Consider the following 25,480-nt stretch of genomic DNA (forward strand, 5'->3'; position numbering starts at 1 on the left):
TCTTGCCATACCCGCTTGGGAGCATCGCTCAGGGGTCATGAAGTACGCTGTCATGGTGCTCCGATCAGTTGAGGCGACGGCCGTCGTGACCGTCAGCTACAACTCCAGCGGGCAGCTCGACTCCTTCCTGTCCTCGCTCGACAATGAGATCCGCGCCGGCGTCCGGGTCGTGATCGCGGACAACGCGTCGGGCGACACGGCCGAGACCGAGCGAATAGCCGATGCACACGGAGCGCAGGTGCTGCCGCTCTCTGACAACCTCGGCTACGGCGGTGCCGTGAATCGTGCCGTGGCCTCTCTCCCTGCCTCGGTCGACGCGGTGCTGATCTGCAATCCGGACGTCCTGGTCGGCGAGGACGCTCTCGACACACTCCGCGAACGGCTCGACGCCGATCCCACCATCGGCGCGGTCGGACCGCGCATCCTGAACGAGGACGGGACGCTCTACCCGTCCGCCCGCCGCATCCCGTCGCTGCGCACCGGCATCGGGCACGCCCTGTTCGTCCGCGTCTGGCCGGCCAACCCCTGGACGAAGGCCTACCGCTCCGAGAACCAGGTGAGCGCTCGCGATGTCGGCTGGCTGTCCGGCGCGTGCCTGCTCGTGCGCCGGTCGGTCTTCGAGGAGCTCGGCGGGTTCGACGAGGGGTACTTCATGTACTTCGAGGATGTCGACCTCGGCTACCGGGTCGGCCGCGCCGGGTTCCGCAACCGCTACGAGCCTGCCGCGTCGGTCGTGCACGTTGGCGGCCTGTCGACGCAAGCGGAGTCGCGCCGGATGGTGCGCGTGCACCACGCGAGCGCGTACCGCTTCCTCGCGAACAAGTACCGCGGGCCGCTGCTCGCGCCGGTGCGCGCCGTGCTTCGCGCCGCCCTCGCGGCGCGCGCCTGGCTGCTGACCCGGCGACCTTAGCCCCGCGCGCTCACCCCTCGACGAGGCGCATCAGGTACCGGCCGTAGCCGCTCTTGACGAGCGGAGCCGCCAGCTCGGCGAGCGCGGCGTCATCGATCCAACCGGCACGCCAGGCGATCTCCTCGATGCAGCCGACCTTGAAACCCTGGCGGTCCTCGATCACGCGCACGTACTCCGAGGCCTGCATCATCGACTCGAATGTGCCGGTGTCGAGCCACGCGGTGCCGCGGTCGAGTACCTGCACCTGCAGCTTGCCCGCCTGCAGATAGCGCTCGTTCACAGTCGAGATCTCCAGCTCGCCGCGCGCGCTTGGCTCGATCGTCTTGGCGATCTCCACGACCGAGTTGTCGTAGAAGTAGAGGCCGGGAACGGCATACGTGCTCTTCGGCTGCGCCGGCTTCTCCTCGATGGAGATCGCTTTGAAGTCGTCGTCGAACTCCACGACTCCGTACGCCTTCGGGTCGCTCACCTGGTACGCGAAGATCACCGCTCCGTCGACCTCTGTGTGGTTGTGCAGCGCCGAGCCGAGGCCGGTGCCGTGGAAGATGTTGTCGCCGAGCACGAGGGCCACGGACTCGTCGCCGATGAACTCCTCGCCGATGATGAAGGCCTGCGCGAGACCGTCGGGCGAGGGCTGCACCGCGTACTCGATCCGGATGCCGAGCTGCGAGCCGTCGCCGAAGAGGGCGCGGAACTGCTCGTTGTACTCCGGCGTCGTGATGATCAGGATCTCGTTGATCCCGGCCATCATGAGCGTGGACAGCGGGTAGTAGACCATCGGCTTGTCGTAGATCGGCATCAGCTGCTTCGAGATGCCCTTTGTGATGGGCCACAGCCGGGTGCCGGATCCGCCGGCCAGGATGATTCCGCGCATGTGTGGAACGATTCCTTACTTGTTGTCGAGGGACGCGTAGAAGGCTCGCGCCGCGTCCCAGCTGGGGAGCAGACCGCTCTCGGCGGCCTCGGCGAGGCCCGGCGCATCCGTATCCTTCGGCGAGAGCAGGAGCTCGTCGGCCGGGACGGGGAACTCGAGGGCGATCTGCTCGTCGAGGGGATTGATCCCGTGCTCCCGCGTCGGGTTGTACACGTCGGTCACGAGATAGCTGACGGTCGCGCCGTCGGTCAAGGCCACGAAGCAATGGCCGACGCCCTCGGCGACGTAGATCGCCCGGCGGTCCGTGTCGTCGAGGAGGACCGAGTCCCACTGCCCGAACGTCGGCGAGCCGACGCGGATGTCGATCACGAAGTCGAGGACGGCGCCGTGCGGAGCCGTCACGTACTTGGCCTGGCTCGGCGGGATGTCGGCGAAGTGGATGCCGCGAACGGAGCCCCTGCGCGACACCGAGGTGTTGGCCTGCTTGAGGTCGAGCGAGTGGCCGACGGCCTCCTCGAGCCGGTCGAACCGGTAGAACTCGAAGAACAGGCCCCGGTCGTCCTGGTGTTGCCGAGGGGTGATCTCATAGGTGTCGGGGATCGAGAGCTCGCGGATCTGCACCACGGGAGTCTACCAATCTGTGACCTGTAGACTCTCAGGCGGTTTCCCGACAGAAAAGAGCCTGGACTCCCTATGAAGATTCTCGTCACTGGCGGGGCCGGTTTCATCGGCTCCAACTTCGTCCGCCGCACCCTGCAGGACGCGTACCCCGGCCTCGAGGGCGCCGAGGTCGTCGTGCTCGACGCGCTGACCTATTCCGGCAACCTGGCCAACCTGGCGCCGGTCGCCGACTCTCCGCGCTACACGTTCGTTAAGGGCGACATCCGCGACGGCGGGCTGCTCGACGAGCTCTTCCCCACGGTGGATGCCGTCGTCCACTTCGCGGCCGAGTCGCACGTCGACCGTTCGGTGCGCGACGCCTCGATCTTCGTCGAGACCAACGTGCTCGGCACCCAGCAGCTGCTCGACGCGGCGCTGCGGAACAACCTGAAGCGCTTCGTGCACGTCTCGACCGACGAGGTCTACGGTTCGATCGCCGAGGGCTCCTGGGCGGAGGACCGCCCGCTCGAGCCGAACTCGCCGTACTCGGCGTCGAAGGCCGGCAGCGACCTTCTCGCGCGCAGCTACTTCCGCACGCACGGGCTCAACCTGTCGATCACGCGCTGCTCGAACAACTACGGGCCGTACCACTTCCCTGAGAAGGTCATCCCGCTGTTCGTGACGAACTTGATCGACGACAAGCACGTCCCGCTCTACGGCGAGGGCAACAACATCCGCGACTGGCTGCACGTCGACGACCACACCCGCGGCATCGCGATGGTGCTCGTGAACGGCCGCGCCGGCGAGATCTACAACATCGGCGGCGGAACGGAGCTCACCAACAAGGAGCTGACCCAGCTGCTGCTCGACGCGACCGGCAAGGACTGGTCGTACGTCGACCGCGTCGCCGACCGCCTCGGCCACGACCTGCGCTACTCGGTCGACATCTCCAAGATCCGCTCCGAGCTCGGCTACGAGCCTCTGGTGCCGTTCCAGCAGGGCCTCGCCGATGTCGTCCAGTGGTACCGCGACAACCGGGCCTGGTGGGAGCCCCTGAAGGCCCGCGCGGCACTCGACAACTGATGTCCATCCTCATCGCCGGTGCGGCCGGGATGCTGGGCCAGGACCTGCAGAAGGCGCTGGCCGGCCGCGAGGTCACGGCGCTCTCGCGTGCCGACCTCGACGTCACCGACCGGGACGCCGTGCTCGCCGCGGCCGCCGGTCACGACGTGATCGTCAACGCCTCGGCCTACACGAAGGTGGACGACGCGGAGACGCACGAGGACGACGCCTACGCCATCAACGCGCTGGGCACCGAGAACCTGGCGATCGCGGCTGCGCGCGGCGGAGCGCGATTCGTCACCGTCTCGACGGACTACGTCTTCGACGGGCACGCGACGGCGCCGTACGCGGAGGACACCCCCCGCGACCCGATCAACGCCTACGGCCGCACCAAGGCCGCCGGTGAGGAGCTGGCGCTGGCCGCGCACCCCGATGGCACTTTCGTCGTCCGGACCGCGTGGCTCTACGGCGCAGGCGGGGCGAACTTCGCGAAGACCATGGTGAAGCTCGCGGGCAGCCACGAGACCGTGAGCGTCGTGGACGACCAGTTCGGCCAGCCCACCTGGACGGGCGACCTGGCCGCACAGATCGTCGCCCTGCTCGACAGCGACGCCCCGGCGGGGGTGTACCACGGCACCAACTCCGGCCAGACCAGCTGGTACGGGTTCGCCCGCGCGATCTTCGCGCAGGCCGGCCTCGATCCCGAGCGGGTGAAGCCCACCGACAGCTCGACCTTCGTTCGGCCGGCACCGCGCCCGTCGTACTCCGTGCTCGGCCATGACGGCTGGGCGCGAGCAGGTCTCTCCCCCATGCGGCCGTGGCAGGACGCCCTCGCGGCGGCGACGGCGGACGGACTCTTCGCCGGATGACCACACTCCGGGTGATCGTCGACGAGCTCGTCGGGGACGAGCCCGGTGGCGCGCGCCGCTACACGGAGGAGCTCACCCGTCAGCTCATCGCCACGGCGCCGCGGGACTGCGACGTCGAGGCCGTCGTGTCGAACATCGGCGACGAGCAGCTGCAGGCGGTCCGGGACCGCCTGCCGGGCGTCGCGGCGGTCACCCGCCTGCCCCTCGCACGGCGGGAGCTCGCCCTGGCCTGGCAGTCGGGGCTCGCGGTCGGCGGGCACCCGGGCATGCTGCACGCCCCCACCCTCCTCGCGCCGCTGCGCAAGCACGGGCAGCTCGACACCCCGCAGCAGATCGCGGTGACGATCCACGACACCCTGGCCTGGACGCATCCCGAGGCCCTCGGGACGGGTGCAACCGTCTGGGCCAAGACGATGGCGAAGCGAGCTCGGAAACACGCCGACGCCGTCGTCGTGCCAACGCACGCCGTGGCCGACCGGCTCACGGAGTTCGTCGACTTCGGCGACCGCGTCCGCGTCATCGGCGGCGCGCCCGCGACCACATTGCGACTCCCGGCGGACGCCGACGAGCGCGCGGAGCGTCTCGGCCTGCCCGACAGCTACGCGTTCACACTCGGCACGGTCGAGCCGCGCAAGGGGCTCGCTCCGCTGATCCGCGCGATGGCGCGACCTGAGGCGCACGAGATCCCTCTGCTCGTCGCCGGGCCCGATCGCGTCGGCGATCGCTCGGCCAGGGGGGTGGCCGCTGCCGCAGGCCTTCCCGAGGACCGGGTCCGCCCGCTCGGCCGTTTGGAGGACGCCGACCTCGCGGTGGCGCTCGACCGCGCGACTCTCTTCGTCTACCCGAGCTTGGTAGAGGGCTTCGGGCTGCCGATCGTGGAGGCCTTCAAGTTCGGCCTCCCGGTCATCCACTCCGACGATCCGGCGCTGGTCGAGGTCGCCGCCGGCGCGGGCCTGGTCGTGGAGCGCCCTTCGCCCACCGAAGATGACGCCGGCTACACGGAGCGGTTCGCCGAGGCGATCGGCCGCGTCCTCTCGGACGGGGACCTGCGGTCCCGGCTCAGCGTGCTAGCATCGGACCGCGCTCGGGCGTTCAGTTGGAGGGACTCCGCCGAGCGAGTCTGGCAACTTCACGCCGACCTCTGAGTTCTGGTTCGCACCGTTCCGATCCCCCTCCTCGCCATACACATGACTTCACCTTCCCTCGCACCGGGACGTATCGCGCCTTTGGACGGTCTCCGCGGCGTGGCCGCGCTCATCGTCCTGGCCCACCACCTGTCGCTGCTCGTCCCCGGCGTGTCCGCCGTCTACCTCCCCGAGGAAGGCGTCCCCTCCCCCGTCGCGGGCAGTCTGGTGTGGTGGTTCACCTTCACACCGCTCAAGCTGCTCACCGCCGGGCCGGAAGCGGTCATCGTGTTCTTCGTGCTCTCGGGTTTCGTACTGACACTCCCCTTGCTGAGGCCTCGACCGTTCGACTGGATGGAGTACTACCCTCGACGTGTCCTACGGATCGGGCTGCCCGTGCTGTGCTCCCTGCTTTTCGCAGCTGCACTGGCTCTCCTGATTCCCCAACACCCCGACCGCGCGATGACGTCGTGGATCGCGGGAACATCGATGCCCGACATAACCGTAGAGGCGTTCATCCGCCAGCTCGACCCCACGACCGCCTCTTACTCGCTCAACAATCCCCTGTGGTCGATCTACTGGGAGGTCGCCTTCTCGCTGATGCTTCCGATCTTCGTGGGCTTGGCGATCTGGATGCGCCGCGTATGGCCTCTCGCTCTTCTCGCGGCGGCCACGTCGATCTTCTTCGGGGTGGACGGCGGGGCCGGCGGATTCCACTATCTTCCGGCGTTCTTCTTCGGAGTCGTCGGCGCTGTCCTGCTCCCCGGCATCCGTCGCATCGGGTCCGCCATCTCCGCGCGGCGCCTGGGGTGGCTGGCTTGGCTTGCACTGCTGGTCGGTTCCGCTCTCCTCCTGGTCGCGCACTGGATGGTGACCGACGTCTTCACCGCCACCGTGCTCGTGGCCCTGCAGCCACTCGCGTCTCTCGGCCTGCTGGTCGTCTGCCTTGAATGGCGCCCCGTGGCCCGATTGCTGTCGCACCAGCCGTTCCGCTGGACGGGCAAAGTCTCATTCAGCCTGTACCTGGTGCACGTCCCGATCATCGTCACCGTGAGCTACGCGCTCGGGGCCGCAGGCCCGAGCCTTGTCGCGGCGCTCTCCGTCCCCGCTGTGCTGATTGTCGCCGCGCTGTTCTACGAGTTGGTCGAGAAGCGTTCGCACGCCCTGTCGAAGCTCTTCGGCGCGCGGGTCGCCGCTTCGGTCCACCGCCGGGTACCGGGACTCGCCCCGGCAGAGATCACCGACGAGGCCATCCGTTCAGCCGCCGACCCTCGCCGCTGACGCGTGCGGACTGTTCGCCCGTTCTGCGTCGTTCTCGCCCTGACTCTGCGCAGTCTGTTCGTCCTCGCGCCCGAACCACGTGCGGTAGCGCTCCGACGCCCAGGCCCCGACCGACTTCGACCACAGATGGCTGCGCTTCTCGACGAGCCAGGTGAAGCCCACCGCGACCAGCACAGCCACCGGGATGCCGAAGAGGAACGGGCCGACGAACCATGGCTGGTCGGCGAAGAGGTAGGTGCTGAAGATGAGGATCGGCACGTGCACCAGGTACAGGCTGAATGAGATCGTGCCGGAGAACTGCACAGGGCGGGTCTCGAACAGCGCGTGCAGCGGCTTCCAGCCGAGGACGACAACCACGAGGCCAGCGGCGGCCAGCGGCACCATCCCCTTCAGGATCGGCTCCACCTCCGTGAGGTCGCCGACATTCGGCCCGACGAGCCACGGGGCGATCAGGAGAAGAAGGCTGGCGATCGTGAGCGCCGCCCACGTCGGGTGGCGGTACCAGTGCGAGTTGATGCGGTCAGCGAGGTTGCGCACGGCGTCGAGACGGACGGCCAGAACGGCGCCGACGAAGAACGCCGGGAGGTATTGCAGCGCACCGGAGTCGGCGTGCACACCGAGGTAGGTGAGTGCGCACGCAGCGGCGAGGCCGCCCATCCACCACTTCCGCACGGCGAGCGCCGCCACCGCGAAGATCGGCAGGGCGAGCGAGAACAGCAGCTCCCAGCGGAGCGACCACAGCGGATTGTTGATCTGCCCGTCTCCGCCGAGGAGGTCCCAGGCCTTGACGATGTACTCCCAGCTGAAGCTCGGCGTGGAGGAGTTGCTCAGCCAGGTGCCCTTCGGCTGCGTCGACACCTGCGGGATGGCCATCACCCAGACCGCGGCCAGCACGACGGATGCCATCACCGGCACCAGGAGCCGCACGGCGCGCCGGGGGAAGTAGGCGACCCAGTCGAAGCCGCGCTTGCGGATCACCGGGAGCGTGACGACGAGTCCGGAGAGCACGAAGAAGACGACGACCGACTCCACCCCGGCCGTCGCGAGCTTCAGCGGGGTGTAGCTGATCCACCACATCGCGGAGCCCGTCGGAGCCGACCCCGTGCCGGGTGCGCCCGGGAAATCCGGGTTCGTGTACATGGCGTGATGGAGCAGGACGACCACAGCGGCGATGCCGCGCAGACCGTCCAGCGCCGCCAAACGGCCGCCCGTCGTCTGTTTCGTCTTCTCTGCCACCGTTACACCTGTACCCGTCATAGGCGGGCGACGGTACCCATCCGGCCTGGGCGGTTCCTGTGACCTGTTCAGGGGTCACCTGGATGCGCGCACCCCTGTCCGGCGCACCGCCCGCGTGGCTACCCGGCCGCGCAGGAGGCGGCACCTAGCATGTTCGCTATGCCCGCATCCACATCACCGCTGGTCTCCGTCGTCATGGGATCGGACTCCGACTGGACGGTCATGGAGGAGGCGTCCCGCCTGCTCACAGAGTTCGACGTCGCCCACGAGGTCGAGGTCGTCTCCGCGCACCGCACGCCCGAGAAGATGATCGCGTTCGGCAAGGAGGCCGCCGGCCGCGGCGTCCGGGTCATCATCGCCGGCGCCGGCGGGGCGGCCCACCTGCCCGGCATGCTGGCGGCGGTCACCACTCTCCCCGTCGTCGGCGTCCCGGTGCCCCTGGCCCGGCTCGACGGCCTCGACTCCCTGCTCTCGATCGTCCAGATGCCCGCCGGGGTGCCGGTCGCCACCGTCTCCATCGGCGGCGCGCGCAACGCCGGCCTCCTCGCCGTCAAGATCCTCGCCACCTCCGACGACACCCTCGCCGGGGCCCTCGCGCGCTTCGCCGCCGACCTCGAGGCGAGCGTCGAGCAGAAGAACCGGGCCCTCCAAGCCCGGCTGTGAGAACCGCGCCATGACGATCGCCACGCCGCTGCGCCATCCCGACGCCTCCTCATCCCACACGATGACGAAGCGCGGCTGGTGGCTGGTCACGATGAACGTCCTGCTGCCCGGCTCCGCCCAGGTGGTCGCGGGCAACCGCGTCCTCGGGCGCGTCGGCGTGCTGGCCACGCTGCTTCTCTGGCTGCTCGCGGTGGTGACGCTGGTCGTCTATCTCGTGTCCCCGTCGTCGATCTACACGCTGTTCACGCAGGCGGGCAGCCTGACGCTCGTCCAGACGCTGCTGATCGCCTACACGGTGCTGTGGGTGGTGCTCACGCTCGACACCCTGCGGCTCGTGCGCCTCATCCGCACCGCACCGAACGCGCGCGGCTGGATCGCCGCGTTCTCCGTGCTCGTGCTGGTCGGACTCACCGGCACCGCCGGGTACGCTTCCGTCGTCGCCGGATCGGCGCGCGGCGCCCTCGGGGACATCTTCTCGGCCGGACCGTCGCAGCCTCCCGTCGACGGCCGGTACAACATCATGCTGCTCGGCGGGGACGCCGGGCCGGACCGCGACGGTCTCCGGCCGGACAGCATGTCCATCGTCAGCATCGACGCGAACACCGGGCAGGCGGTCACGATCGGCCTCCCACGCGACCTCGACCCTGTGCCGTTCCCCGCCTCGTCCCCGCTTCACACGGAGTACCCGGACGGCTACGGCTACAACGACCGCTGCGACGTCGACGTCTGCCAGCTCAACTCCATCTACACCGAGGTGGAGCTGTACAAGCCGGACCTGTACCCGAACGCCAAGAAGAACAAGAGCGAGCCGGGCATCGAGGCCATGCGCGACGCCCTCGAAGGCGCCACCGGCCTGACGATCCAGTACTACGTGCTCATCGACATGCAGGGGTTCGCCGATCTGGTGGATGCCCTCGGCGGCGTGGACATCACCGTGAAGGACCGGATCCCGATCGGCGGCGACGAGAACCTCAACGGGGTGATCGAGTGGATCGAGCCGGGCAAGCGCCACCTCGACGGCTATCACGCCCAGTGGTACGCCCGCGCCCGTCACGGCTCCAGCGACTACGACCGCATGGCCCGCCAGCGCGAACTGCAGGACGCCATCCTGAAGCAGGTCAACCCGGTCAACGTGGTGTCCAAGTTCCAGGACATCGCCACCGCGGGCGCGCAGGTGATGAAGACCGACATCCCGCAGTCGATGCTGGGCTACTTCGTCGACCTGGGCATGAAGACCAGGAAGCTGCCCGTGCAGCAGCTGGAGCTCGTCCCCCCGACGATCGACCCGACCGAGCCGGACTACGCGCAGATCCAGGAGCTCGTCCGCCAGGCCGTGCACCCGGCGACGGCGAAGCCGAAGGGGAGCTGACCGGGCGCGCCCTCCTGCGCCTCAGCCCTGCGGTTCAGCCCTGCGGTTCAGTCCTCGAAGAAGGCCGCCGCCGCCCGGGCGCGGTACACGACGTCCTCGAGATCCTCCCCGCCCACCACGGTCACGTGCCCGACCTTGCGGCCGGGCCGCGGCTCCTTGCCATAGCCGTGGAACTTGGCCTCCGGATGCGCGGCGAGCGCGGCCGGGTAGCGGTCCTGGAGGCTGCCCTCCGACGGCCCGCCGAGGATGTTCACCATGACCGACCAGTCGGCGCGCGGCTCGGTCGACCCCAGCGGGAGGTCGAGCACGGCCCGCAGGTGCTGCTCGAACTGGCTGGTGACGGCTCCCTCGATCGACCAGTGGCCGCTGTTGTGGGGGCGCATGGCCAGCTCGTTGATCAGGACGCGCCCATCCGTCGTCTCGAACAGCTCGACGGCGAGCACTCCGGTGACTCCGAGCCCGTCGGCCACGTGCCGGGCGATGTCCGCCGCGGCCTCGGCCACCCGGCCGGCCGCACCGGGCGCCGGCGCGAGCACCTCGGCGCAGACGCCGTCGCGCTGCACGGTCTCGACCACCGGCCAGACCGCCATCTCACCCGAGGGCCGGCGGGCGACGAGCTGGGCGAGCTCCCTCCGGAAGGGGACGAGCTCCTCCACGAGCAGTGCTCCTCCTCGGCCGTCCTCGGCGAGCGCGAGGAACCAGTCGTCGGCCCCGCTCGCGTCCGAGACCACCCGTACGCCCTTGCCGTCGTATCCGCCGCGCGCGGTCTTCACGACCGCCCGTCCGCCGTGGTCCGCGAGGAAGGCGCCGAGCTCGTCGGCGGACTCCACAGCGGCCCAGTCCGGCACAGGGAGCCCCAGCTCGCTCAGCTTCGTCCGCATCTGCAGCTTGTCCTGGGCGTAGAGGAGGGCGTCGGGACCAGGGTGCACGGGGATGCCGCGCGACACCAGCTCCCGGAGGATCGCCTGCGGGACGTGCTCGTGGTCGAAGGTGATCACATCCACCGTCTCGGCGAACGCCAGCACGGTGTCGAGGTCGCGGTAGTCGCCCACGCCCGAGGCCGCGATGTCGGCGCTCATCCCCTCGGCTTCCTCGAGCACCCGGATGTCGACCCCGAGCTCGATGGCCGGGGGGATCATCATCCGTGCCAGCTGACCTCCGCCGATCACTCCGACGATGTGACTAGCCATGGACCATCTGCTCCTCTGATACTTATCATGCTGGCCGGGAATATTCACAGGAACGCGAAACCTGGTCCGCGTAGTGTGACGAACGCATTGACCATCTTCCCGCATCTCAGGCAGGGCATGACGACAGACACCAGCACCGCACCGCGCCGCGCGCGCCTCTTCCCGCAGCTGATCAAGTTCGGCGCGGTCGGAGCCGTCGGTTTCGCGGTCAACCTGCTCGTATTCAACCTGCTCATGCTCTTCGTGCTGGTGAACGTGCCGCACAAGACCCTGTTCTCCACGGCGATCGCGACGCTGGTCGCCATCGGCACGAACTGGGTCGGCAACCGGTACTGGGCGTTCTCCGGCAACCGCAACGAGAACGCGACGCGTGAGGGCATCGAGTTCTTCATCGTCAGCCTCGCGGGCATGGCCATTCCGCTGCTCTGCGTCTGGGTGTCGCACTACCTGCTCGGCTACCAGAGCCTGCTCGCGGACAACATCTCCAACAACGTGGTCGGCCTCGCGCTCGGCACGGTCTTCCGGTTCGCCTTCTACCGCTGGTGGGTGTTCTCGCCGGAGCGTGCGGCCGCTCGCGCCGGGCACCGGGTCACTGCCTCGGGTACGCAGCATGTCCCCGCCCGCGGCCGCGAGCTGGCGCCGATCACGGGCTCGACGCTAGCGAGCACCCCAGACCGTGGTCTCGTCGGAGACTGACTCCGACTGCTGACGCCGCACCGCGACGACCGTCTGCGAGTGGTCCATCAGCTCCGACAGCGCGCGCTGCACCTGATCGGCTTTCGGCACATCCTTCAGAACGACAGGATGATCGAGACCCGAGTTGATGAGGATGTCGCCAGAGCGGAAGAGGCTCTGCAGCCACGTCCGCCGCACACTCACGTCGTAGCCGCGGCTGTGCAGGAGCTCCTGGCGGACCCGCACGAAGAAGCCGTGCCGGAGGATGAGACGGCGGTTGGTGATCGTGTAGCGACGGCTCAACCAGGCCGCGAGCGGCAGGAGGAACAGCAGGAGCACCACGGCGGCCGCGGACGACCACAGCAGGACGATCTCCCAGACCTCACCGACCCGTCCCGCGAGGAATCCCACAGCCCCGGCGGTCGCGATCAGCACGAGGCTCGGGAAGAACAGCCGGCGGGCGTTCGACCGCAGCCGGGCGATCACCCGCTCGGGCGGCTGGGCGGGGATCCCGTCCGGGCTGCTGCTCATCCTCCATTAATACCGCAGGTGCGTCACGTCGCCCGCCGCCACTGCGGTGCGGCCCGCATCCGACTCCACGATCAGCCGGCCGCTCTCGTCGATGCCGACCGCCGTGCCGAGGAGGTCGTCGCCCGACGGCAGCTGGACGCGGACCGCCCGGCCGATGGTGTGGCACGCCTCGGCGACCTCGTCGCGCAGCGCGCTGCGGAGCGGATCGCCGCCTGCGGCCTGGAACTCGCGGTACAGCGTCGTCAGCTGGATCAGATAGGCGGCGAGGACGGCGTCCGCCTCCACCGCGTCGGCCCCGGCGATCGCCAGGGAGGTCGAGGTGTCGGTCGGAAGCTCCTCGCGCGTCTGCGAGAGATTGACCCCTGCGCCGATCACGAGCCCCGACATCCCCGGGAGCAGCTCGGTCAGGATGCCGCAGACCTTCTGGCCGTCGATCAGGACGTCGTTCGGCCACTTCACCTGCACTCCCCCCGGCACGAACCGGCCGAGCGCGCGGCTCATCGCCAGCCCGCCCAGCAGCGGGAACCAGCCGAACGACTCCGGCGGCAGCCCGACGGGCTTCAGCAGCACCGAGATCGCCAGGGCAGTGTCCGGAGGCGTCACCCACGCCCGGCCGAGGCGTCCGCGACCGCCGGTCTGGTTGGCGGTGACGACCACCGCGAGATCCGGGAGGTCGCCGGCCCTCGCGCTCAGGACGTCGTTGGTGGATCCCGCCTCAGGGAGCACCTCGAGCACGGGGACGATGGTTCGGCTGCGTCGGAAGTCCACGGAGTCAGTCTCTCGCACTGGGCCAGTCTGCCAGGGCAGGCCGGCGGATTTGTAGGGTTTCGTCAACGGCACGGCCATTCGGCTGGCCGGTAGAGTGAACGACGTGACCGACACCGAACCTCGTCAGACCGATCAGAACCCCGACCTGACCACCACCGCCGGCAAGCTCGCCGACCTGAAGGAACGGTTCCACGAGGCCGTCACCGCAAGCGGTGAGGCGGCGATCGAGAAGCAGCACGCCAAGGGCAAGCTCACCGCCCGCGAGCGCATCGACCTCCTGCTCGATCCGGGCTCCTTCGTCGAATTCGACGAGTTCGTCCGCCACCGCACCCACGCCTTCGGCATGGAGGCCAAGCGCCCATACGGCGACGCGGTGGTAACCGGCGTCGGAACCATCCACGGCCGCAACGTCGCGGTGTTCAGCCAGGACTTCACGATCTTCGGCGGCTCCCTCGGCGAGGTGGCCGGCGAGAAGATCATCAAGGTCATGGACCACGCGCTCAAGACGGGCGTACCGATGATCGGCATCCTCGACTCGGGCGGGGCGCGCATCCAGGAGGGCGTCGTCGCCCTCGGCAAGTACGGCGAGATCTTCCGCCGCAACACCGCGGCCTCCGGCGTCATCCCGCAGATCTCCATCGTGATGGGCCCGGCCGCCGGCGGCGCCGTGTACTCCCCCGCCCTCACCGACTTCGTCATCATGGTCGACAAGTCGAGCCACATGTTCGTCACCGGCCCGGACGTCATCAAGACGGTGACAGGAGAGGACGTCGGCTTCGAGGAGCTGGGCGGCGCTCTGACCCACAACAAGGTCTCCGGCGTCGCGCACTACCTCGCCAGCGACGAGGAGGACGCCCTCGACTACGCGCGGACCCTGCTCAGCTACCTGCCGCAGAACAACCTGGCCGAGCTCCCCACCTTCCAGGCGGAGCCGGAGCTGGAGATCACCGACGCCGACCGCCGGCTGAACACGATCATCCCCGATTCGCCCAACCAGCCGTACGACGTGAAGACGATCATCGAGGGCGTGGTCGACGACGGCGAGTTCCTCGAGATCCAGCCGCTGTTCGCCCCCAACATCATCATCGGGTTCGCCCGCGTCGAGGGACGGTCGGTCGGCATCGTCGCGAACCAGCCGAGCGCGATGGCGGGGACGCTCAACATCGACGCGGGCGAGAAGGCCTCCCGGTTCGTCCGGTTCTGCGACGCCTTCAGCATCCCGATCCTGACGCTGGTGGACGTGCCCGGTTACCTGCCGGGCACCGACCAGGAGTGGACCGGCGTCATCCGGCGCGGCGCGAAGCTGCTGTACGCCTACGCCGAGGCGACCGTTCCTCTCGTGACGATCATCACCCGCAAGGCCTACGGCGGCGCGTACATCGTGATGGGCTCCAAGCAGCTCGGCGCGGACATGAACCTCGCGTGGCCCACCGCCGAGATCGCGGTCATGGGCGGTCAGGGCGCGGTGAACATCCTCTACCGCAACGAGATCAAGCGTGCGGAGGAGGCCGGTGAGGATGTGGCGGCCGTCCGCACGAAGCTCGCCAACGAATACACGTACAACGTCGCGAGCCCGTTCCTCGCCGCCGAGCGCGGAGAGCTGGACGGGGTCATCGAGCCGGCGGCCACGCGCGTCTCGGTCATCAAGGCGCTGCGGGCTCTCCGCACCAAGCGCGCAACGCTTCCCCCGAAGAAGCACGGGAACATCCCGCTGTGAGTGACACAGAGGCAGCGGGAGGCGCGCCGCTGGACCCGTCTCAGCTCCGGTTCCACACGCGCGGCGTGACCGCGCAGGAGATCGCGGCGGTCACCGCCGTCCTCACCGCCGCGGCAGCCGAGCAGGCGGCGGCCGGCAAGGCGCTCAGGGCCGAGGCCGGACCGGACGCCTGGGCTCGGACGCAGCGGGGCCTGCGCGGAGAGCTCCGGCCGGGCGCGGGGGCATGGCGGTCGTTCTCGGGCTGATCTGTACCCCGACTCTGGCGTCCCCCAAGGTGGGCACATGCGGATTCTTCGGCGTGCGCCCCGAACGGGGGTCCCGAAATGTCCCCCAGGTGTCCTCCAAAATGACGACTATGTATTTACTGGGAGCGCAGTCAATATAGATATTGCTAGGTGTCTCTCCTCGTGAGTCACACCGCCAAACACTCGCCGACTAGGGTAAGCAGGCGAGTGCTTTGGGGGCGAGTCAGGGCGATATTCGGGTTGTCGCCCTGACTCGGGGTTTGAAAAGGGGCCGACAATTCGGGTGTCGGCCCCTTTCCCCTTGTCCGGGGACGTGTCCGTGAATCAGCGGACGTCAGGCGACCGGCCGCGGGATCTCCAGCCAGAGGTCGACCTCGTCGTCCTCCGACTCGGCGCCCAGCGCGTTGGCGGCGCCGTCGTCCGACATGCGCAGGCCCACCACCGTCACGGCGGTCTTCGACGACCGGGGAACCGTGCGGATGATCAGCTTGTCCGTCGTCGTCCCGCGGATGGCGTCGGCCAGTCGCCGGAGAACCGTCTCGAGGCCGCGCTGATCGAGGTCGTCGATGCCGCCCTCGTCGAGCAGACTGACCACGACGCCGCGGCGGCGCGCATCCATCACCTCGCGCCGGACATCGTCGTTCAGGAGCCGCCGCCCGCGGATCTCATCACGGATCGCGCCCTCGAGGTACCGGCACTCGCGGCGCTCGGCCTCGGTGAGGTCGCCTCCGCGACGGACGATCTCGGCGAGCATCGGAGCGGCGACGCGGTAGGTCTGACGAAGCCGCAGCTGACGTTCCATGACGTGCGCCTCCTGGGCGGCCTGCCACTCGGTCGCTTCGCGCTCCGCGCGGGCGAACTGGAGCGCATCCCTGCCCGCTTTGGCGAGCGAACCCGAGATCACGACCGCGACGCCGACCCACACCACCGAGCCGATGACGCCGAGGCCTGCCAGGGCGCCGAGCCCGGCCCAGACGACCGTCTGCACGGCCAGGAACACGACACCGGCCCACGCGACGACCTGCTGCCGCCGGACCGCGCAGATCGTCATCAGTGTGCCGACGGCCGCGACGTACCAAGTGGCGTACCCGTTGTCCTTCGACGGATCGAGCTGGCTCGTGACGAGGATCGGGATGACGACGCAGACGGCCAGGTCGAAGGCGGCGAGCCAGAGCGGCATCCTGGTCGGGCTGGTCGGCCACAGGCTCATCACCGTCGCGGCGGCGTAGAGGGCCATCGCGACCACGATCGGGCCGGCGTCGCGCGGCATCCAGAGCGACGACAGGGCGAGGAAGAGGTGATAGGCCGAGAAGAGCGCGCCGAGGATGAGGAAGAGGACGCGGTTGAGGGTGATCACTCGGCCGCCTCCGCTTCGCGCGAGTCGGCGGGCGTGAGTGTCCCCTGCTCGAAGCGGGACGACCCGGGTGCTTGAGCGCCGACGGGCTGCGGTTCGGCGGAGGGCCACAGGATGGTGACGGTCGTGCCTTCTCCCGGCTGAGACCGGATGTCGGCGCGACCGCCCACCTTCGCGAGGCGGTCGCGGATGCTGATGCGCAGGCCGAGCCGCTCCGCGGGGACCTCCGCCTCGGTGAATCCACGTCCGTCGTCGCCCACGATGATCTCGACCGTGGCCGCCGGGCCGCCTCCCCGGATCGACAGGCTGCGATGCACCTCCGGACCGCCGGCGTGCTGCATGCTGTTCACCATCGCCTGCACGGCCGCCGAGTAGACCGCCTCGGCGACGTTCACCGGCAGCATGTGCACCTCGACGTCGCGCACCTCCACCTCCAACGGGGAGGAGAACGCGTTGGCGGAGGTCACCAGGCGCTCCGCGAGCTGGCCGAGGCCGACCAGGGACTGGTCCTCCGGAGTCGCCGCTTCTGCCGCATGCAGGTGCCCGATGGCGTCGGCCGCCATCGCTGCGGCGAGTTCCTTCTGCTCCGGCGTGCGGGCGGATGCGGCCGACAGGAGCGTCGTCAGCACGCTGTCATGGACGATGGCGTCGACCTGGACGCGCTCGACCTCGGTGGCGTGCTGGCGTACCGCTGTCGCGTAGCGGGCGAGGGCCTGGCTCTGTGCCGCATCCACGGCGCTGGACGCCTGGCGCATCATGGCGATGATCGCGAGGATGACCCCGCCCAGGATGACGGCGTAGATGGTGTCGAGGGCCGCCAGCTCGACCCCGACTCCGCCGCCCGCGGGCAGAGCCCGGACGATGCCGTAGGCGATGGGGGCGACGAACGTGTACGCGATCGCGAGCCAGAGCGGGTAGGCGACGGCCGCGAACGCTGTGAACACCGAGCAGAGGAACCACACCCACGGCTTCTCCGAGCTGAACGCGCTCGGGTCGCGGACCAGCAACGGCCAGGTCGCGATCGCGGCGAGGTACAGGATCGACAGCACGCCCATCGCGATCTTCACGCCGCGCTGCACCACCGCGAGGATCACCGTGAGGGCGAGGCCGCCGAAGATTGCGATCATCCACACGGCGCCCCACGGCTCCCGGAGCGCGCTGAGCTGGCCGAGCGCCGTCGGCAGCGTCTGCAGGCCGAAGACGAGCCCGAAGGCCGACACCGTGCGGTCGGCGATGCGCTCGATCCGCGCGCGGCTGAGGGGGTTGCGGGGTTTGGCCGGCTCGAGCGGTGCCCCCGCGCGAACCCCGCTAGGAGCGCTCATTGCCCGTCTCGGGGTCGAGCCCGGGAAGGATGCCGTCTTCGACGGCGCGCCGGAGGAGGTCCACCTTCGTCGGCGCAGGACGCCCGACCTCCACGTACTTGACGCGGATGCGGTCGAGATACTCGCGGGCGGTGGAGTTCGCGATCCCCAGCTGCGCGGCGACCGCCTTCAGCGGGAGGCCGGAGGCGTAGAGGTGCAGCACGTCGCGCTCGCGCCGGCCGAGCTGGGCCTTGGCGAAGTCGCTGTCCGCGTCGATCGCGGTCGCCCACTCGAGGTTGTTGAGGACGTCGCCGCGCGCCACCGTCGCGATGGCGCTGATGACCGTCGTGGTGGGCGACGACTTCGGGATGACGCCGGCGGCTCCGGCGGCGAGCGCCTCGCGGACGCTGGCGACGCGGTCGGCGATGCTGTGCACGAGAACGGCGGCCCCGGTCGCCTGGGCGCGCTTGACGTTGTCGGTCACCTTGGAGCCGTCGCCGAGCGACAGGTCGAGGACGACGACGTCGCACTCCTGCGAGCCGAGCTGGGCGACGAAGTCGTCGACCGTCGGCGCGGTCAGGACCACGTCGTAGCCGGCGTCCTGGCAGGCCGCCTTCAGCCCGAGACGCACGGACTCGTGATCGTCGACGATTGCCACCCGCACCATGTTGACCATCGTAGGGGGTGATCGCCTGCGGAGGGTCGTGCCTGCGTCAGCGCGTCAGCGCGGCGACGGCTTCGACGTGGTGGGTGTTCGGGAACAGGTCGAAGGCGCGCATCCCGCGCAGCTCGTAGCCGTGCCCGGCGAAGAAGGCGAGGTCGCGGGCGAGGGCGACGGGGTCGCAGGCCACATAGATGACCTGCGCGGGGGCCAGGGAGGCGATCGCATCGACGACCTCGCGGCCGGCCCCGGACCGCGGCGGGTCGAGGACGACCGTCGCGGCGCGCAGCCGCGCGCGCTCGGCGGCTGACGCTTCGCCGGCGAGCCGGGTGACGTAGCGCTCGACGCGATCGGTGATCGCCGAGGCGCCCACCCAGTCGGCGAGGTTCTCGGCCGCGTCGTCCGTCGCGGCCTCGTCGCTCTCGACGGAGGTGATGCGGAGGGTCGAGCCGAAACGGTCGCCGAGCGCCGCGGCGAGGAGGCCGACGCCGCCGTACAGGTCGAGGTTCGCCGCGCGGGGGTCGAAGAGCGCCTCGTCGACGGCGGACTGCACCGCCTGCGTGAGGGTCTGCGCCGCGCCGCGGTGCACCTGCCAGAAGCCGCGGGCGTCCAGCCGGAACTCGCGATCGCCCACACGCTCGCGGATCGGCACCGGACGCCGCCTGGGGCGGATCGTGCGCCGGCCGCGTCGCTCCGGCGGGTCGTTGACGAGCACGTGGGATGCTCCGAGACCGGTGGCCACGACATCGATCGACTCCGCGCCGGGGAACAGCTGACCGAACGGAGTGGCCTCCTGCACGGCGGCGGTCGCGAGCGGGAGATCGGTGACAGGGATGACGGTGTGCGAGCGCTGCGCGTACGGGCCGATGCGGCCGGCGGCGTCGACCTGCAGGCGGACGCGGGTGCGCCATCCCGTTCCGTCGGTGGTTTCGCCGTCGACCGGCTCGACGCGGACAGGGGTACCGTCGACGCCCGCCACCGCGATGGCGTCGGCCGACAGCTTCGCGGTGCGCTGGAGGGCGTCCTCGATCACGCGCCGCTTCAGCTCGCGCTGGTGCTCGAGCCGGATGTGCCCGAACTCGGCCCCTCCCGCGCGGTCGGCGGGCTGCCGCTCGATGGCGGCGGCTCCCCAGACGTGCGGCTGCCGTTCCGGAGCAGCCTGCACCACCTCGACGACCTCTCCGCGCCAGAAGCGGTCGTGGCTGGTGTCCGCGATCCGGACGCGCACGCGCTCGCCCGGCATCGTGTCCGGCACGAAGACGACTCGGCCTTCGTGGCGTGCGACGAACACCCCGCCGTGGGCCACGTTGGTAATGTCGAGCTCGACCTCGTCCTTCTGGGGCATCCTTCGAGCATCCCACAGGTGACCATGCGCCTCTACCTCGCCTCCACGTCTCCTGCCCGCCTCGCGCTGCTGCGCGCCGCGGGCGTCGAGCCGGTGGTCGTGCCCTCGCACGTCGACGAACCGGCCGCCGTCGCTGCGGCGGAGGCGGAGCACGGCCCGCTGAGCGCCGACGCCATGGTGCAGCTGCTCGCCCGGCTCAAGGCGGAGGCGGTGCGCGGCACGCTCGACGGCGCGCCCATCGACGGGTTGATCCTGGGCGGCGATTCGGCTTTCGCGATCGACGGCGCGATCCACGGAAAGCCGCACCTTCCGGAGGTCGCCCGCGAGCGCTGGCTGCAGCAGCGGGGGCGCACCGGCACCCTCCACTCCGGTCACTGGCTGATCGACCACCGCGGCGGCCGCGAGAACGGTGCAGCCGGCGCGACCGCGGTCGCGTCCGTCACCTTCGCCGATGTCACGGACGACGAGATCGACGCCTACGTGGCGAGCGGCGAACCCCTCGAAGTCGCGGGCTCCTTCACGATCGACAGCCTCGGCGGCCCGTTCATCACGCGGGTGGACGGCGATCCGAGCACGGTGGTGGGCCTCTCGCTCTCGACCCTGCGCGAGCTGGTGCGCGAGCTCGGCGTCGAGTGGACTTCGCTCTGGAACCGCGACCGCTGACGCGCGTCGTTGTAGGCTGCCGGAGTCTTCGGACGCCCATTTTTGTGGGGATCGCCCAAATCCACTCCCATTTCGAGCAATAGGCTAGGGAACTGTGCCACGTATCACCAAGGTTTTGATCGCCAACCGCGGCGAGATCGCCGTCCGCGTCATCCGTGCGGCGAAGGACAGCGGGATCGCCTCCGTCGCCGTGTACGCGGACCAGGACAGGGACGCCCTCCACGTCCGCCTCGCCGACGAGGCGTACGCGCTGGACGGGACGACGAGTGCCGAGACGTACCTGGTCATCGACAAGCTCCTGTCGGTCGCCCGCCGGTCGGGCGCCGATGCCGTTCACCCGGGTTACGGCTTCCTGGCCGAGAACGCGGACTTCGCCCGCGCCGTCATCGACGCCGGCCTGACCTGGATCGGCCCGTCGCCGGAGGCCATCGAGCGCCTCGGCGACAAGGTCTCCGCCCGCCACGTCGCCGAGAAGGTGGGCGCGCCGCTCGCGCCGGGCACCCTGAATCCCGTGAAGGATGCCGCCGAGGTGCTCGACTTCGTCGACGTCTACGGCCTTCCCGTCGCCATCAAGGCGGCGTTCGGCGGGGGCGGCCGCGGCCTGAAGGTCGCCCGTGCCCGCGAAGAGGTCGCCGAGCTCTTCGACTCGGCCACGCGCGAGGCGATCGCCGCCTTCGGCCGGGGCGAGTGCTTCGTCGAGAAGTACCTCGACCAGCCGCGCCACGTCGAGACCCAGTGCCTCGCCGACGCGTACGGCAACGTGGTCGTGGTCTCCACCCGCGACTGCTCGCTGCAGCGCCGTCACCAGAAGCTCGTGGAGGAGGCGCCGGCGCCGTTCCTGACCCCCGAGCAGACGGAGAAGCTGTACTCGTCGTCCAAGGCCATCCTCAAGGAGGTCGGCTACCAGGGCGCGGGAACGTGCGAGTTCCTGATCGGCAAGGACGGCACTGTGTCCTTCCTCGAGGTGAACACCCGTCTCCAGGTGGAGCACCCCGTCTCCGAGGAGGTCACCGGGATCGACCTCGTCCGCGAGCAGTTCCGCCTCGCCGAGGGCGGCGAGCTCGACTACGACGACCCGGCCCCGCGCGGACACTCGTTCGAGTTCCGGATCAACGGCGAGGACGCCGGTCGCGGCTTCATCCCGTCCCCCGGCCCGGTCCACGTCTTCAAGGCCGCCGGAGGTCCCGGCGTCCGTGTCGACAGCGGCATCCAGGCGGGCGACGTGATCAGCGGCGCCTTCGACTCCATGCTGGCGAAGCTCATCGTGACCGGGGCCAACCGCGAGGAGGCCCTCGAGCGCTCCCGTCGTGCACTCGACGAGTTCGAGGTCGCCGGCCTCCCGACGGTCCTCCCGTTCCACCGCGCGATCGTGCGCGACCCGGCATTCGCGCCACAGGACGGCGAGCCGTTCTCCGTCTACACGCGCTGGATCGAGACCGAGTGGGTCAACGAGATCGAGCCGTGGTCGGGCGAACTCGGCGATCAGTCGCCCGCGGAGCGCCGCAGCAACGTCGTGGTCGAGGTCGAGGGCAAGCGCATCGAGGTCTCGCTCCCCGCACGACTCCTCACCGGCGGCGCCGGTGAGCCGGCGGCGACGCCCGCTCCGCGTCGCCGCGGCGCAGCGCACGCGGTCGACACCGCGACCGGCGACTCCGTCACCGCGCCCATGCAGGCGACCGTCGTGAAGGTCGCGGTGGCCGACGGCGACCCGGTCGTCAAGGGCGACCTGGTGCTGGTGCTCGAGGCGATGAAGATGGAGCAGCCGCTGACCGCCCACAAGGACGGCACGATCTCCGGCATCAACGCGAGCGTCGGCGAGACGGTCTCGTCGGGTCACCTGCTGCTCAACATCGTCTGACCTCCCCGCTCGCGTCACGAGCCTTCCGAAAGGGAGGAGCACCGGCCCCATCCGGCCGGCCGCTCCTCCCTTTCGTGCGTCATGCCGCCGATGCACGGCGGAACCCCTCCGTTTCCAGCGACCCCAGCAGTTCCTCGATGGTCGCGACCATCGCATCCGGACTCCGCAGGACCTGCCGCGCGGACAGCCGCACCCTCGGGAGCCCCCTCAGCGCCATGGCGACGTCACGCCGGCGGTCGCGCTCGAACGACGCGCGGTCCGCGTGGAACTCGAAGCCGTCGATCTCCAGGTAGAGCACGCCATCCACTCGAGCGTCGACGCGCCCCACTCCGGCGACGGCCAGCTGCTGCTCGACGATGTGCCCGCGAGCCGTGAGGCGCTGCCGCACGAGGGACTCGACGCCGGAGTCCGAGCCGGGGCGTGCGAGCTCGACCAGACGCCGTGAGCGCTTCGGCTCGTCGGCGAACATCCGGCGCAGCCCGGTCCGGGTCGCCTGGCGACTCGAGATCGCGGTGTCGAGCACGGCGACGGCGGTCTCGTCATCCGCGCACCGGACGCTGCTGCGCAGACAGTCGGCCAGCGAGACGCGCCACACCTCGCCGTGCCGTTCTGCGCGACCCCAGTGACGGACCGTCCGGCCGTCGGCGGCTCCGGCTCGCCCCGCATGCGACGGAACCAGCAGATGTGTCCGTTCGTCGTGGCCTCCCCAGAGTCCGTACGTGCGTGCAGCGCTGACGCAGGAGAGGCGGCCGCCCGCCCGCAGCGCCGTGAGGGTGGGATCGCCGACCCCGGGCAGGGCGTAACGGCCATTCCTCGGCCGCACCAGACGCCCGTCGCGCACGGCGGCGGACAGAGCGCGTTCCCGCACCCCGGCCTCCCTCAGCTGGCCGATCGACGCCGCACCGCCGAGCCGCACGAGTTCCGTCATCCATTCCATGTCCTCCATCCTGCGGAGCGGGGATGACCGACGGGGTCGACGGCGGCGATCTGTGGACAGCCCGGGGCAGCCTGCGGGTGTGGACACATCCGCCTAGGCCGGGAGCGCAGCCCGAAGCGCGCATCCACCGGCGGAATGGCCTGACGGAAACGGAGGAGTCGAGGGTCGACGCGCCGACGGAATGCCGGGAACGGAGGAGATCGGAACGCGAGAGCGCGGAAAGACCTCCGTTTGCGGCGGCACACGTCGGCGGCGACGCGCGTCAGCCGGTGGCCTCCGTCGGATCGCCCTTGAGGTCGATGCTGATCTCGTCGGCGTCGAGGTTGCTCAGCGCCCCGGCGAGGACGTCGGCGCTGAACGTGCCGTCGTCGCGGGCGTCGAGGAGGGCGTTGCGCTGGGCGCGGAGCCGGGCGAGGCGCGCCCTCTTGTGCTCGGCGAACGCCTCGGGCGTCCGCTCCGTCGTAGTCGGCAACGGGATCGTCTTCGCCGCGTCGTAGAGAAGCTCCATCAGCCTGCGGCGTTCCTGACGCTCCGCCTCGGGGTCGGATGCCGCGGGCTTCACGGCTTTCAGCACGAGGCCGAGCGTGCCTCCCTGGAGGAGCAGCGAGCCGGCGGCCACGAGGAAGGCGATGAGCACGAGGACCGACCGGCCGGGGGTGGAGCCCGGCAGCGACTGCGCTGCCGCGACGGTCACGGCGCCGCGCATCCCGGCCCAGACCACGATGGTCCCCTCGCGCCAGCCCAACGGAGCGCCTGTGAAGTACTCGATGTCGGCGATCAGGCGGCGGAGTCGTGTGCCGAACCTGGTCAGGTTCTCGACGGTGGGGACTCCGCGGCGTGCGAGCCGGCGACGCCGGCGTTCGGCCTGCTTGGCCGAGATCGGACGGCGGTTCCCCGGGTCACCCGAGGACGGGTCGCCGAAGGACGGGTCCCCGAAGGACGGATCGGGGAACGCCGGGTCCGGGAACGCCGGATCGGGGACCACGCTCGCGGCGGAACCCACGGCAGCAGCAGCGGCCGGCTGCTGCTGCTCCGGCTCTGCCGGCACGTCGGCTCCCGATCCTGCGCCGGACTCGTCGACGACCTCGGCATCACCCCCGGCCTCGCCCTCCCCCGACGATCCGGCGCCCAGCGCCCGCTGCTCGCCCGGCTGCGCGATGCGCTGGGCGATCCCCCGCTGCACGGCCTCCGGATCGCTCAGGTGCTCCTGCAGCTGTTCCAGCCGGGGCCGGATGCGTTGCCCGCGCTTGCTGCGCCGGGCCAGCAGAGCCAGCAGCGGAGCGACGAACGCCGCGCGGACCAGGATCGTCAGCAGGAGCGCTCCCGCGGCGATGCCGACGGCCGGGGCGACGCCGGAATGATCGCTCTGCACCTTCTGCAGGATGCCGAACAGCTCAAGACCCATCGTGAGGAAGATGAGGCCCTCGAGGATGAGCTCGACCGTCCGCCAGTTCTGGGCATCCGACAGCCGGTGCTCCGGAGAGAGAACGCGCGGCGCCCTGCTTCCGGTCACGAGGCCGGCGACCACGGCGGCGACCAGGCCGGATGCGCCGAGCGCCTCGGCCGGGATCGAGGCGAGGAACGGCACGGTGAACGAGATGACGGTGTTGACGGTCGCGTCTTTCACCCGGGCGCGGACCACCAGGTTCAGCCAGCCCACCACCCCGCCGAAGACGACGGCGACGAGCACCGAGTACACGAAGGACAGCGTGACGGCGCCGAGGGTGAACGATGCACCGGCCGCCGCAACGGCCGCGCGAAGCAGCACCAGGGCGGTCGCGTCGTTGAGCAGGCTCTCGCCCTCCAGGATCGCGACGACGCGCGGTGAGACGCCCGCCCGTTTCACGATTCCGGTCGCGACGGCGTCGGTCGGGCTGACGATCGCTCCGAGCGCGATCCCCCACCCGAGACCCAGCCCGGGGATGACCCACGCGAAGAACAGCCCGAGCAAGACGGAGCTCACGATCACCAGCAGGACGGAGAGCCCGCCGATCGCTCCGAACTCGCGCCGGAAGTTCATGGCGGGCATCGACACGGACGCCGAATAGAGCAGGGGCGGGAGCACTCCGGCGAGGATCCACTCCGGTTCCAGCTCGATCGCCGGCACGAAGGGCAGCAGGCTCACCAGGATGCCGACGACCACCAGGATGAGCGGCGACGCGACCCCGAAGCGCGGCCCGAAGGTCGTGGCCGCGGCGATGGTGAGCACCGCGAGCACCCCGATGACGAGCCCGACCTCCATCCCCC

24 protein-coding genes are annotated in these 25,480 nt (G+C 70.1%); 12 read left to right on the plus strand and 12 right to left on the minus strand.

Translation table 11 applies throughout. From position 1 onward, the window contains the following. Positions 1-37: 37 nt before the first annotated feature. Complete coding sequence (locus BLW09_RS12830) at positions 38-910, plus strand: glycosyltransferase family 2 protein (protein WP_231946837.1); 873 nt, start codon at positions 38-40, stop codon at positions 908-910. A 10-nt stretch (positions 911-920) separates the two neighbouring features. On the opposite strand, the gene rfbA is transcribed toward BLW09_RS12830, so the two are convergent. Further along, the gene (gene rfbA, locus BLW09_RS12835) at positions 921-1,784 is read right to left on the minus strand and encodes a glucose-1-phosphate thymidylyltransferase RfbA (protein WP_089913303.1); all 864 of its coding nucleotides are present in this window, start codon (positions 1,782-1,784) and stop codon (positions 921-923) included. A gap of 15 nt (positions 1,785-1,799) precedes the next feature. Beyond that, the gene (locus BLW09_RS12840; RefSeq protein WP_089916869.1) at positions 1,800-2,405 is read right to left on the minus strand and encodes a dTDP-4-dehydrorhamnose 3,5-epimerase family protein; all 606 of its coding nucleotides are present in this window, start codon (positions 2,403-2,405) and stop codon (positions 1,800-1,802) included. A gap of 72 nt (positions 2,406-2,477) precedes the next feature. Between BLW09_RS12840 and rfbB the strand changes: the two genes are divergently transcribed. Genes rfbB through BLW09_RS12860 form a run of 4 tightly spaced genes read left to right on the plus strand, consistent with a single transcriptional unit; the run spans position 2,478 to position 6,720 of the window. Next, entirely contained in the window at positions 2,478-3,467 is a 990-nt protein-coding gene (gene rfbB, locus BLW09_RS12845; protein WP_089913306.1) for a dTDP-glucose 4,6-dehydratase, read from the plus strand. Continuing rightward, a complete protein-coding gene (rfbD, locus tag BLW09_RS12850; protein ID WP_089913309.1) occupies positions 3,467-4,315 on the plus strand; it encodes a dTDP-4-dehydrorhamnose reductase in 849 nt (282 codons plus the stop codon). Before rfbB ends, rfbD begins: the two co-directional genes overlap by 1 nt. Next, positions 4,312-5,460 (plus strand): glycosyltransferase family 4 protein, encoded by a 1,149-nt coding sequence (locus BLW09_RS12855; protein WP_089913312.1) that lies wholly within the window; start codon positions 4,312-4,314, stop codon positions 5,458-5,460. The genes rfbD and BLW09_RS12855 overlap by 4 nt, the downstream gene beginning before the upstream one ends. Positions 5,461-5,502: 42 nt before the next feature. Continuing rightward, positions 5,503-6,720 (plus strand): acyltransferase family protein, encoded by a 1,218-nt coding sequence (locus tag BLW09_RS12860; protein WP_089913316.1) that lies wholly within the window; start codon positions 5,503-5,505, stop codon positions 6,718-6,720. On the opposite strand, the gene BLW09_RS12865 is transcribed toward BLW09_RS12860, so the two are convergent. Beyond that, positions 6,697-7,956, minus strand: coding sequence for an acyltransferase family protein (locus BLW09_RS12865; protein ID WP_231946839.1), 1,260 nt, complete (start codon positions 7,954-7,956; stop codon positions 6,697-6,699). The genes BLW09_RS12860 and BLW09_RS12865 overlap by 24 nt on opposite strands. Positions 7,957-8,115: 159 nt before the next feature. On the opposite strand from BLW09_RS12865, the gene purE reads away from it, so the two are divergent. After that, complete coding sequence (purE, locus tag BLW09_RS12870; RefSeq protein WP_089913319.1) at positions 8,116-8,619, plus strand: 5-(carboxyamino)imidazole ribonucleotide mutase; 504 nt, start codon at positions 8,116-8,118, stop codon at positions 8,617-8,619. 10 nt (positions 8,620-8,629) lie between these two features. Next, positions 8,630-9,988 (plus strand): LCP family protein, encoded by a 1,359-nt coding sequence (locus tag BLW09_RS12875; protein ID WP_089913322.1) that lies wholly within the window; start codon positions 8,630-8,632, stop codon positions 9,986-9,988. Positions 9,989-10,035: 47 nt separating this feature from the next. Here the strand turns inward: BLW09_RS12875 and BLW09_RS12880 are convergent, their stop codons facing one another. Next, positions 10,036-11,283, minus strand: coding sequence for a 5-(carboxyamino)imidazole ribonucleotide synthase (locus tag BLW09_RS12880; protein ID WP_269457891.1), 1,248 nt, complete (start codon positions 11,281-11,283; stop codon positions 10,036-10,038). Positions 11,284-11,295: 12 nt separating this feature from the next. On the opposite strand from BLW09_RS12880, the gene BLW09_RS12885 reads away from it, so the two are divergent. After that, complete coding sequence (locus BLW09_RS12885) at positions 11,296-11,874, plus strand: GtrA family protein (RefSeq protein WP_089913328.1); 579 nt, start codon at positions 11,296-11,298, stop codon at positions 11,872-11,874. On the opposite strand, the gene BLW09_RS12890 is transcribed toward BLW09_RS12885, so the two are convergent. Together BLW09_RS12890 and BLW09_RS12895 are read right to left on the minus strand one after the other, a co-directional pair. Continuing rightward, positions 11,836-12,384: a PH domain-containing protein gene (locus BLW09_RS12890; RefSeq protein ID WP_231946840.1), complete on the minus strand. Its 549-nt coding sequence runs from the start codon at positions 12,382-12,384 to the stop codon at positions 11,836-11,838. The two genes, BLW09_RS12885 and BLW09_RS12890, sit on opposite strands and share 39 nt — an antisense overlap. Before the next feature lie 6 nt (positions 12,385-12,390). Then, a complete protein-coding gene (locus BLW09_RS12895; RefSeq protein ID WP_089913331.1) occupies positions 12,391-13,152 on the minus strand; it encodes a biotin--[acetyl-CoA-carboxylase] ligase in 762 nt (253 codons plus the stop codon). A gap of 94 nt (positions 13,153-13,246) precedes the next feature. Here BLW09_RS12895 and BLW09_RS12900 point away from each other — a divergent pair, with 94 nt between their 5' ends. Together BLW09_RS12900 and BLW09_RS12905 are read left to right on the plus strand one after the other, a co-directional pair. Further along, positions 13,247-14,869, plus strand: a complete 1,623-nt coding sequence (locus BLW09_RS12900; RefSeq protein ID WP_089913333.1) for an acyl-CoA carboxylase subunit beta — start codon at positions 13,247-13,249, stop codon at positions 14,867-14,869. Continuing rightward, positions 14,866-15,114, plus strand: coding sequence for an acyl-CoA carboxylase epsilon subunit (locus tag BLW09_RS12905; protein WP_089913336.1), 249 nt, complete (start codon positions 14,866-14,868; stop codon positions 15,112-15,114). Before BLW09_RS12900 ends, BLW09_RS12905 begins: the two co-directional genes overlap by 4 nt. Before the next feature lie 334 nt (positions 15,115-15,448). On the opposite strand, the gene BLW09_RS12910 is transcribed toward BLW09_RS12905, so the two are convergent. Genes BLW09_RS12910 through BLW09_RS12925 form a run of 4 tightly spaced genes read right to left on the minus strand, consistent with a single transcriptional unit; the run spans position 15,449 to position 19,775 of the window. Next, a complete protein-coding gene (locus BLW09_RS12910) occupies positions 15,449-16,471 on the minus strand; it encodes a hypothetical protein (RefSeq protein ID WP_089913339.1) in 1,023 nt (340 codons plus the stop codon). Next, a complete protein-coding gene (locus tag BLW09_RS12915; protein WP_089913341.1) occupies positions 16,468-17,790 on the minus strand; it encodes a sensor histidine kinase in 1,323 nt (440 codons plus the stop codon). Before BLW09_RS12915 ends, BLW09_RS12910 begins: the two co-directional genes overlap by 4 nt. Next, on the minus strand, positions 17,777-18,436 hold the full coding sequence (locus tag BLW09_RS12920) for a response regulator transcription factor (RefSeq protein ID WP_018190023.1): 660 nt from the start codon (positions 18,434-18,436) through the stop codon (positions 17,777-17,779). Before BLW09_RS12920 ends, BLW09_RS12915 begins: the two co-directional genes overlap by 14 nt. Before the next feature lie 46 nt (positions 18,437-18,482). Next, positions 18,483-19,775 (minus strand): class I SAM-dependent RNA methyltransferase, encoded by a 1,293-nt coding sequence (locus BLW09_RS12925; RefSeq protein ID WP_089913344.1) that lies wholly within the window; start codon positions 19,773-19,775, stop codon positions 18,483-18,485. A 24-nt stretch (positions 19,776-19,799) separates the two neighbouring features. Between BLW09_RS12925 and BLW09_RS12930 the strand changes: the two genes are divergently transcribed. Then, positions 19,800-20,438, plus strand: coding sequence for a Maf family protein (locus tag BLW09_RS12930; RefSeq protein WP_172824350.1), 639 nt, complete (start codon positions 19,800-19,802; stop codon positions 20,436-20,438). A gap of 94 nt (positions 20,439-20,532) precedes the next feature. Further along, entirely contained in the window at positions 20,533-22,296 is a 1,764-nt protein-coding gene (locus BLW09_RS12935; RefSeq protein ID WP_089913350.1) for an acetyl/propionyl/methylcrotonyl-CoA carboxylase subunit alpha, read from the plus strand. A gap of 79 nt (positions 22,297-22,375) precedes the next feature. Here the strand turns inward: BLW09_RS12935 and BLW09_RS12940 are convergent, their stop codons facing one another. Next, complete coding sequence (locus tag BLW09_RS12940; protein ID WP_089913352.1) at positions 22,376-23,233, minus strand: type IV toxin-antitoxin system AbiEi family antitoxin domain-containing protein; 858 nt, start codon at positions 23,231-23,233, stop codon at positions 22,376-22,378. Positions 23,234-23,495: 262 nt separating this feature from the next. Then, positions 23,496-25,475: a cation:proton antiporter gene (locus BLW09_RS12945; protein ID WP_089913355.1), complete on the minus strand. Its 1,980-nt coding sequence runs from the start codon at positions 25,473-25,475 to the stop codon at positions 23,496-23,498. Positions 25,476-25,480: the final 5 nt, after the last annotated feature.

Source organism: Leifsonia sp. 21MFCrub1.1 (assembly GCF_900107895.1).
Lineage (GTDB): Bacteria > Actinomycetota > Actinomycetes > Actinomycetales > Microbacteriaceae > Leifsonia > Leifsonia soli.

Bases quoted from the DNA above. Each gene is read 5' to 3' on its own strand.
- BLW09_RS12830 (WP_231946837.1), top strand. From the start codon at position 38: ATGAAGTACGCTGTCATGGTGCTCCGATCAGTTGAGGCGACGGCCGTC.
- rfbA (WP_089913303.1), bottom strand. From the start codon at position 1,784: ATGCGCGGAATCATCCTGGCCGGCGGATCCGGCACCCGGCTGTGGCCC.
- rfbB (WP_089913306.1), top strand. From the start codon at position 2,478: ATGAAGATTCTCGTCACTGGCGGGGCCGGTTTCATCGGCTCCAACTTC.
- rfbD (WP_089913309.1), top strand. From the start codon at position 3,467: ATGTCCATCCTCATCGCCGGTGCGGCCGGGATGCTGGGCCAGGACCTG.
- BLW09_RS12855 (WP_089913312.1), top strand. From the start codon at position 4,312: ATGACCACACTCCGGGTGATCGTCGACGAGCTCGTCGGGGACGAGCCC.
- BLW09_RS12860 (WP_089913316.1), top strand. From the start codon at position 5,503: ATGACTTCACCTTCCCTCGCACCGGGACGTATCGCGCCTTTGGACGGT.
- purE (WP_089913319.1), top strand. From the start codon at position 8,116: ATGCCCGCATCCACATCACCGCTGGTCTCCGTCGTCATGGGATCGGAC.
- BLW09_RS12875 (WP_089913322.1), top strand. From the start codon at position 8,630: ATGACGATCGCCACGCCGCTGCGCCATCCCGACGCCTCCTCATCCCAC.
- BLW09_RS12880 (WP_269457891.1), bottom strand. From the start codon at position 11,283: ATGCGGGAAGATGGTCAATGCGTTCGTCACACTACGCGGACCAGGTTT.
- BLW09_RS12885 (WP_089913328.1), top strand. From the start codon at position 11,296: ATGACGACAGACACCAGCACCGCACCGCGCCGCGCGCGCCTCTTCCCG.
- BLW09_RS12890 (WP_231946840.1), bottom strand. From the start codon at position 12,384: ATGAGCAGCAGCCCGGACGGGATCCCCGCCCAGCCGCCCGAGCGGGTG.
- BLW09_RS12915 (WP_089913341.1), bottom strand. From the start codon at position 17,790: ATGAGCGCTCCTAGCGGGGTTCGCGCGGGGGCACCGCTCGAGCCGGCC.
- BLW09_RS12920 (WP_018190023.1), bottom strand. From the start codon at position 18,436: ATGGTGCGGGTGGCAATCGTCGACGATCACGAGTCCGTGCGTCTCGGG.
- BLW09_RS12925 (WP_089913344.1), bottom strand. From the start codon at position 19,775: ATGCCCCAGAAGGACGAGGTCGAGCTCGACATTACCAACGTGGCCCAC.
- BLW09_RS12930 (WP_172824350.1), top strand. From the start codon at position 19,800: ATGCGCCTCTACCTCGCCTCCACGTCTCCTGCCCGCCTCGCGCTGCTG.
- BLW09_RS12940 (WP_089913352.1), bottom strand. From the start codon at position 23,233: ATGGAATGGATGACGGAACTCGTGCGGCTCGGCGGTGCGGCGTCGATC.
- BLW09_RS12945 (WP_089913355.1), bottom strand. From the start codon at position 25,475: ATGGAGGTCGGGCTCGTCATCGGGGTGCTCGCGGTGCTCACCATCGCC.